Raw genomic sequence first — 7,664 nt, 5'->3', positions numbered from 1 at the left:
GACAAGGGACATTTGAGCCTGTACTTGCTGGCGGCCACGCTGGGACTTTTGATCATCGCCGTTCTCAATGTCAGTAATTTGTTTATATCTAAAGCCTTGTCTCAGCATCGGACGTTAGCATTACAGGCGGTGTTGGGGGCAAAACGCAACACGCTCTTTATGAGTATTTTTGCCCAGTCGTTTCTGCTGATGATGACATCGGTAGCACTGGCGTTGTTTCTGGCCGCCTGGGGAATTAAAGGGTTTAAAGCGCTCACTATGGGCAATTTACCGCTGGTTGGTGTAGTGTCAATTGACACTGTTGTTGTCTTAGTGGCGCTGGTCACCTGCTTACTGTTGTCGTTTGTATTTGCATTGGTATCGGCGTCACTGGTGAATTTTGCCGATTTACGAAAACAGTTACAACAAAGTGGTAAAAACACCGGGCAGCAGCTCTCTGCGGGTAAAACACGGTTGTTGGTAGGAACCCAAATGGCCGTCGCGACTGCCTTAATAATTGTTGCGGCATTTTCGTTAAGCCGGACCCATGACACGCTGAATCGCGACATGGGGGTAAACATAAAAAACATCCATGACTTGTCAGTGTTTGTGCCCTACGAGGGCGCAATGACTCCACAAGAGCGCGTAGAGCGGCGTAATGCAGTAAGAGAGAAAATCCTTTCGCATCCGAGTGTTAAATCGGTGAGTTTTGGTCGCAGTCCGGTGCGTCAGAATATTTTTGCGGCAACTTTAACCGACGCTCAGGGCAACGAGAGTATCTTTATGCCGCAAACCTGGGTGGGTACTGACTACTTTGAGCAGGTGGGAATGGAGATTATTGCCGGACGTTCCTTCAGCGAAGAAGCCATGCGTGGTGAAACGTTTGAGGTTATTGTGTCGGCTTCAGCCGCTGCGCTACTCGATCCCGAAAGTGACGTTATTGGGAAAACATACAATGGTAATGGCGAGGACCATCTCATTGTGGGTATTAGCGCCGATTTCAACCATCCGAATTTCTTTCAGGAGCATCAGGGGCGACACCTGTGGTGGTGTACAGGGCCAAATGGTTATAACTTTGTTTTAACCTTGCAAGACGGTAAAACACTAAGCCGGGAAGCCCTGCTTAAATACGTTCGTGAATACGATCAGCGCTTTATGATATGGGAGTATCTGTCACTGGAAAGCGAGTTGGCCAAAATGCTTCATATTGACAATATTACGTTGTTTGGTAGTTACTTACTGGCTGCGTTTACGCTGATTCTGGCGTGTATCGGTATATTTGGTGTGTTAAGTTATAACCTGAATATGCGTCGCTTTGAATTTGGTTTGCGTATGGCATTAGGGGCGAAAACCTCCAGGTTGTACCGGCTGTTGGGAACCGATGTCATCGCGCCGTTACTCATTGGGTGTGTAGGGGCATCCATTGTTACCGTAGCGGTGCTGTTGATGCAATCAACGGTGTTGTCTGCGTGGCTGCAATACTCCCCGGTGTTTGCATTACCCGCGGTTTTATTCAGCTTGATGATTGCTGTGATCAGTGGTTTGGTGCCACTACATAACATAATCAAACGCGCCCCGATGCGCGCACTGCGCAACGAGTAATTGGGAAATTTCGGTGAAAAATAGTAGTAATCTGGTAGGGATAGATGAAGCAGATTTTAATTGTTGACGATCAACAGGACATTCGATTGTCTGCCTCGTTGGTATTAACCCATCACGGTTATCAGTGTTTAGAGGCCGATTCACCGTTACAGGCGCTGGCCATTATCGAGCAACAACAAATAGATTTATTGTTGCTCGATATGAATTTCAATAAAGATACGACCTCTGTCGAGGAAGGACTGGCGTTGCTCAAGCAATTGAGTGAAATGAACCTGAGTTTACCCATCGTGGTAATGACGGCGTGGGCAAGTGTAGATATTGCCGTTCAAGCCATGCAGTCAGGTGCCGGTGACTTTGTAGAGAAGCCCTGGCAAAACAACCGCTTGCTCAGTATTGTGAAGCATCAGCTCGAAAACGCCCATTTGTCGCAGGAAAATAAGCGATTTTCCCAGTTGCAGAGAGAAAGTGAACATACACCTGCGCCATTGGCAGTGTCTGACATAATGCAGCAATTGATGGCGCAAGCCCGGCGTGTGGCACAAACTGATGCCAGTATTCTCATTACGGGTGACAATGGTACCGGTAAAAGTATGCTGGCCAGTTACATTCATGCCTGTTCCAGCCGCGCTAACGCGCGCTTTGTTAGTACCAATATGGGCGCGATCCCCGATTCGTTATTCGAAAGTGAATTATTTGGTCATAAGCGCGGCGCATTCACCGATGCTAAAGAGGACCGGTTGGGACGATTTGATTTGGCTCAGGATGGCACCTTGTTTCTGGATGAAATCGGGACCTTGCCGGGGCAATTACAATCCAAACTGTTAAGAGTACTGGAGACAGGCGAATACGAAAGTTTGGGAAGCAGCCGCACAATGCGCACGAATGCGCGAATTATTACCGCGACCAATGCAGACTTGTCACAACTCATTAGCGCTGGCCAGTTCCGAAAAGACTTATTATATCGCTTAAATACGGTGCAACTGCATGTGCCCGCCTTGAGTGAGCGGGTGCAGGATATTTTGCCGCTGGCAGAACATTTTTTGGCGCAGCACGCTGCAAGGTATCACAGGCCCGGTATTGAATTTACCGAGTTTACAAAACAGGCGTTGCTTGAATACCCTTGGCCGGGTAACGTCCGTGAGCTGAGTCACTGTATTGAACGTGCCGTGATTTTGGCGTCTGGTGACAGTATTGATGTGAAAGATCTGGCCCTTGAGCGCTCCCAGGCAATGGTCTCAAATCAGAGTGAGTTAATGACGTTTGAAGAGGGAGAGCGGCGTGTTCTTAAAGCGGCCCTGATTCATTACAGAGGCAATGTCGTTAGTGCGGCAGAGTATCTCGGACTGAGTAAATCTGCGATGTACCGACGTCTGGAAAAACTGAGTATTGAGCCAAAAGAGTTTGCATCTTGAAACCGACCGTCAGCTTTGAACGTTATCTGAAAATCAGACTTTGGCTATTAGGCGGTATTGGCACGTTATTGTGTATTTTAGTTAGCTTCCTGGCTGATTGGGACGGGTTGACCAGCTTTAGTTTGTTTCTTTTGGTATTGAGCCTGATTGGCGGTGTTTGCTGGCAACTGTATCGCAAAACGCTGGATGTGGTCGATCGCATAGGTTTACAGCTCGATGCATTGCGCAACGAAGAGTACAACACCTGGCATTTAGCAAGCTATAGGGGAGGCAGGGTAGCAAGCTTACGTGCAGACACCCAGCGTCTGACCCAAAAAATGCAGCAGGAGCGCGAAGCGATATTGCAACAGGAAACGGTCCTGTTAGCGTTGATTGAGCAGTTGGCCATTCCTGTCGTCGTCATCGATGCCCACAAACGCGTGTACTCTGCAAACTATGGTTACACGCAACTGATTGGAATGGGCGATCTTGCCGGGCGTTTCGCTTCTGAATGCGGCCTATTACACGACGGTGACAAATGGCACATTGCGGCGTCGTCGCCGTTGGCGGCCAATTATCGATTGTATGAAAATCATGTTATTCGCAATCGTCGAAAACTCGATATTGTTATGTGTTTTTCTGTTGCACAGAGTCTGCGTGACAACGAAAAACTCGTGTGGCAACGCTTACTTCGGGTGCTCAATCACGAAGTGCGAAATTCGCTGACGCCTATTTCTTCTATTGCCCAGTCTCTTCAGCAGATGACCGAATTCAAAGACGAAAAAGGGCATGAATTATTGCAGGTAATCGATAAACGCGCGCAGCATTTACTGAGTTTTGTGGATGCCTACAGCGCGTTTAATCGAATTCAGAAACCCAACAAGCAGGCTATCTCTATCGATAGTTTAAAAACCTGTATAGCTGCACTTAACCCTCGTGTTCGCATCGTAATCAACGACGATACCCCCATTTTCACCGATGAAGGCCAATTGCAACAAGTGCTGATTAATCTCGTGAACAATGCATGTGACGCAGATAGCGGCGGACAGGCTATTTTGGTTGAATTTGACATCGATGAGCAATTTCATCTTATCAATGTTATCGACAGCGGTGAGGGCATCTCGAATACGGATAATTTATTTGTGCCATTCTATTCCACCAAAGCGCAGGGAAACGGTATTGGTTTGGTGCTAAGTCGTGAACTTATTCGACAACAAGGCGGCGAGTTGACCCTGCAAAACCGAGACGGCGCACCAGGCGCCATTGCTCAAATTCGCTTGCCCAGAATGCGCTAATACCAGACTCATAATCATCGTAAGTTGATGAGCATTCATGCTTCCCGAACATCACTACGGGAATGAGATTACTCATCAATAGGGCGGAGCCTAATTTTATTTCCTGACGAATTAACACGGGTAAGCTTGCAACTGAAATAGCAGCTAGGCTGCGGGTTGTCGCCGAATTTGCCTTATAAACGCCTTGCAGTCGCTTACAAAAGCGGCGGTTTTACGCTGTGGTTGTGCTGGTTGATACTGCAAGCGGATGTATTGCTCGCTCAGCGAACGAAATTGAGCTGAGCTGGCTGGTGGTAAATGCGCGAATACTTTGTCATGGTAGGCCTGAGGGCCAAGATTTTCACGCTGAATGCCGGTGTAACCCGCTACTGCAGTAACGGCCTTTTGGTACCACAGCACCACGGGTTCCATTTGTTGCTTGCGCCAGTGAGGAATAAAATACAGTGCCAGCAGCAGGCCAATAACACCGAATATGGCCAGCACCAGATAAGTGATGCTCTTACCGGTAACCTTACCCAGTAGCAACGCTAGCAGATTCTGTTGACGCTGCGCGTCAAACCCCAGTACCCAGCGACTCCACTGGTAGTCCATTAAGCTATACAACATTTGCAGATCAGCCAGGAAAGGCAATTGCTTCAATCGCGCCAGTTGGTTGTTAGCCAGGAAGGCTTCTTCTTCAACGGCCTGCTGAATACCAAATTGAATGCGTTGTGGGGCTATAACTGCAGTGGGATCAAACCTAACCCAGCCTTGTTCGCCTATCCAGGCCTCTACCCAGGCATGGGCGTCGTACTGATACACACTGAGTACGCCAGGCTGAAGCACTTCGCCGCCGTGATAGCCTGCCACCATTCTGGCCGGAATGTCCATTAAACGAAGCGTGTAGGCCATGGCACTGGCGTAGTGGGAGCAGAAGCCCTGCTGATGCGTGAACAAGAAATCATCCACTGGTTGGTCAGGCATTGCAGGCGGCGTTAAGGTGTAGGTAAACCCCTGGGTAATAAAATACTCAAGCACGGCTTTGATTCTGTCTTCGGGATCAGAAAAACGTGTCGCAATTTCCCTGGCCCATTCCTGGGTGAGGGGATTCACGGCCGGGCTTTCTGGCTTTTGTAGGTTAAGGCGCTGATCCAATGATTCTAACGTTTGGCTCATATCGGCATTCGGGTAAGAACGCAGGCGATAAGCGCGTCTGGTCGACAACGGTGATTCACTTAGGATCTGGTAATCGGCGCCGCGCCAAATCATTTGGTCGCTGGCGTGATCGGCGGGCACGGCAATGTCAATGCCATACAGCCAGTGTTTATTGGTCGGTTGAGCTATCACTTCATACTGCCACCAACTGCCACTAAGCGACGGCGAAAATTCGTAGTTAAGTAATCGGTATTGCTGTCTCGCTTGCTTGCGTAGCGGGCTCACGGTCCACTGTTTACCGTCAAACTGTTCCAGCGTAATGGCACGCCAGTAGCGTTCATGTGGCTCTGGCACAGGGCCTTCAAAGGTGGCGCGAAAGACCAGCTCAGAGGACTGGGTTAAAGAAGCAATGTCGCCAGGGGAGACCGTGTCGGTAAGGCCGGTTTCGGTACTTTTGCCTACCGGCATTTTCCATAAGGGCGGTAATTTGGGCACAATTAAAAACAGCAAAATGGCAATGGGCAGTGCTTGTATGCCCATTGTGAGCACGCGTTTAGCATGCCAGCTAACGGTTTGCGATGGCGTAAAATAGCGAGCAAGGGCAACCAGCAGCGCTAGGGTCAGCAGGCCATAAAACAGCGTCATTACAAAGGATTGATGGAAGGTAAAGCCCATACCAATAACAAACAACGCGGTGCAAAACAGGTGAAATAGATCCCTTGGAGCATTCAGCAACATCAGTTTTAGTGCGCCTGCCAGAATGAGCAGATTGACCATGGTTAACAACAAGCCAATGGAAAAACTGAACCACACCAAACACACACAACACAATAAGCCGAGCAAATTGATAGTGCGGGAACTGGGTACAGGCTGGTACCAGCCAATGTACATCACTACTCGCATGGCCGTGGCGCATACTGCAATCAACAACACCCAGAACAACAGTGGCTCGAACAAACTGATACTCAGAATGCAAAACACTATCGCCATCAATAAGCTGGCGGTTTGATTGCGGATCGGTTTGTCAATCGGCTGCATAGGGCTGGTCCGTAGTGCGGTACTGAGCAAGCTGGCCCAAACACTGTAATTTGTGTTGTTCACCACTGCCGGGCTCAACAATCTGATCCCCCAGACGCAAACCAAAGGTTTGCTGTTGTCCTGTCAGCCGGTTTACCTGATAGCTTAGCAATCCCAGTGCTTTCTCCAGCGGCTCATCCTGATACATGGCCAAACTTAACCAGCCGCTTTCCTGGCGGGACTGATTAAACGTCTTGGTCGCCAGGTCACCCCCTTTCGCTGCCTGTTTCCAGGCGACTCTATTCATAGGATCGCCGGGTCTAAAGTGTCTTAAACTATCAAATTCATCGATACCGGGGTTGGGGCCACTGGTATCGCCTTGCGTTGTATCTGCACTGTCTAATATAAGTGAGGACGGAACAGGGGCAGGGTAAACGATAAGCTGTTGCTCAAAATCCAAATGAGTCCAGCAGCGAAACAGCCCCAGTGGGTACGTCGACGAAAAAGTGATTCGGGGTAGGTTAAAGATCCCACGGGTTCGGGTTGGCAGTAACAGTTTCAACTGCTTTTCCTGATCAGCACGGCGATTGAGCAGCGATAGTGAGGTGCCGCGCAGTTGCATATGTAAGCCGCCGTAAAATGGCTGTTGCGGGTGTTTGTCTTCTAATAGCACTGTAAGCAGGGCATGTTCGCCCGCGGTCACCGGTGCTATTGGTTTCAGCGAAAGCGTGGTTGTGGTGAAATTCCGGTAACTAATGAATAAGTGCAGCAAAAAGACAGCAAGTAAAAACTGACACAACAACAGCATCAGGTTGTTTTGGTAGTTGGTTCCCAGCAAGAATAAGCTGATACAGGTAAGTAAATAGCCAAAGCCAAAGCGCGTTGGAAAAATAAAAACGTTTTTTAAGTGCAGAGTGTAGCGATTACTGGCGGGTATACGCTTACGTAACCAGCGTTCGTGGTATTGATTAAAGCGCGCAGACAGTCTGGCCAGCATGACTAAGCAGCCAGTGGGTCTGTGAGATCTAATATGCGCTGACTCAGCAGCCCATCTTCCCGGTAGTCGGTTTGACTGCCGCGCAACCTGTGCTCAGCAATAGCGGTAAACACAGCCTGAATATCTTCCGGTAACACAAAATCACGATTGTGCAGAAAGGCCCAGGCCTGAGCGCCGCGTAACAGCGACTTGCTGGCGCGAGGCGAGAGCGGATAGGGGAATTCTGCATTATCACGACTTTGCTGCACC

The 7,664-nt window shown here is 49.1% G+C and carries 5 protein-coding genes and 1 pseudogene; 3 read left to right on the top strand and 3 right to left on the bottom strand.

Annotation, left to right across the window (positions count from 1 at the left end; all coding sequences use genetic code 11):
• The 3 genes from AC4MRN_RS18025 to AC4MRN_RS18015 form a co-directional block, all read left to right on the top strand.
• A partial coding sequence (locus AC4MRN_RS18025) for an FtsX-like permease family protein (protein WP_491204061.1) occupies nt 1–1,581 on the top strand: 1,581 nt, incomplete at its 5' end.
• Nucleotides 1,582–1,625: 44 nt separating this feature from the next.
• On the top strand, nt 1,626–2,993 hold the full coding sequence (locus tag AC4MRN_RS18020) for a sigma-54-dependent transcriptional regulator (protein WP_491204060.1): 1,368 nt from the start codon (nt 1,626–1,628) through the stop codon (nt 2,991–2,993).
• A complete protein-coding gene (locus AC4MRN_RS18015; RefSeq protein WP_491204059.1) occupies nt 2,990–4,267 on the top strand; it encodes a sensor histidine kinase in 1,278 nt (425 codons plus the stop codon). Before AC4MRN_RS18020 ends, AC4MRN_RS18015 begins: the two co-directional genes overlap by 4 nt.
• 144 nt (nt 4,268–4,411) lie before the next feature.
• On the opposite strand, the gene AC4MRN_RS18010 is transcribed toward AC4MRN_RS18015, so the two are convergent.
• The 3 genes and pseudogenes from AC4MRN_RS18010 to AC4MRN_RS18000 all read right to left on the bottom strand — a co-directional run.
• Nucleotides 4,412–6,439 (bottom strand): transglutaminase TgpA family protein, encoded by a 2,028-nt coding sequence (locus AC4MRN_RS18010; RefSeq protein ID WP_491204058.1) that lies wholly within the window; start codon nt 6,437–6,439, stop codon nt 4,412–4,414.
• Nucleotides 6,426–7,415: a DUF58 domain-containing protein gene (locus tag AC4MRN_RS18005; protein ID WP_491204057.1), complete on the bottom strand. Its 990-nt coding sequence runs from the start codon at nt 7,413–7,415 to the stop codon at nt 6,426–6,428. The genes AC4MRN_RS18010 and AC4MRN_RS18005 overlap by 14 nt, the downstream gene beginning before the upstream one ends.
• Nucleotides 7,416–7,417: 2 nt before the next feature.
• A pseudogene (locus AC4MRN_RS18000) lies at nt 7,418–7,664 on the bottom strand (AAA family ATPase); the annotation flags it as partial.

The organism is Marisediminitalea sp., from assembly GCF_984433645.1.
This window is presented reverse-complemented; position numbering and strand designations above follow the sequence as displayed.

Excerpts from the sequence above, each read along its gene's own strand:
- AC4MRN_RS18010 (WP_491204058.1), bottom strand. The coding sequence starts at position 6,439 with ATGCAGCCGATTGACAAACCGATCCGCAATCAAACCGCCAGCTTATTG.
- AC4MRN_RS18020 (WP_491204060.1), top strand. The coding sequence starts at position 1,626 with ATGAAGCAGATTTTAATTGTTGACGATCAACAGGACATTCGATTGTCT.
- AC4MRN_RS18005 (WP_491204057.1), bottom strand. The coding sequence starts at position 7,415 with ATGCTGGCCAGACTGTCTGCGCGCTTTAATCAATACCACGAACGCTGG.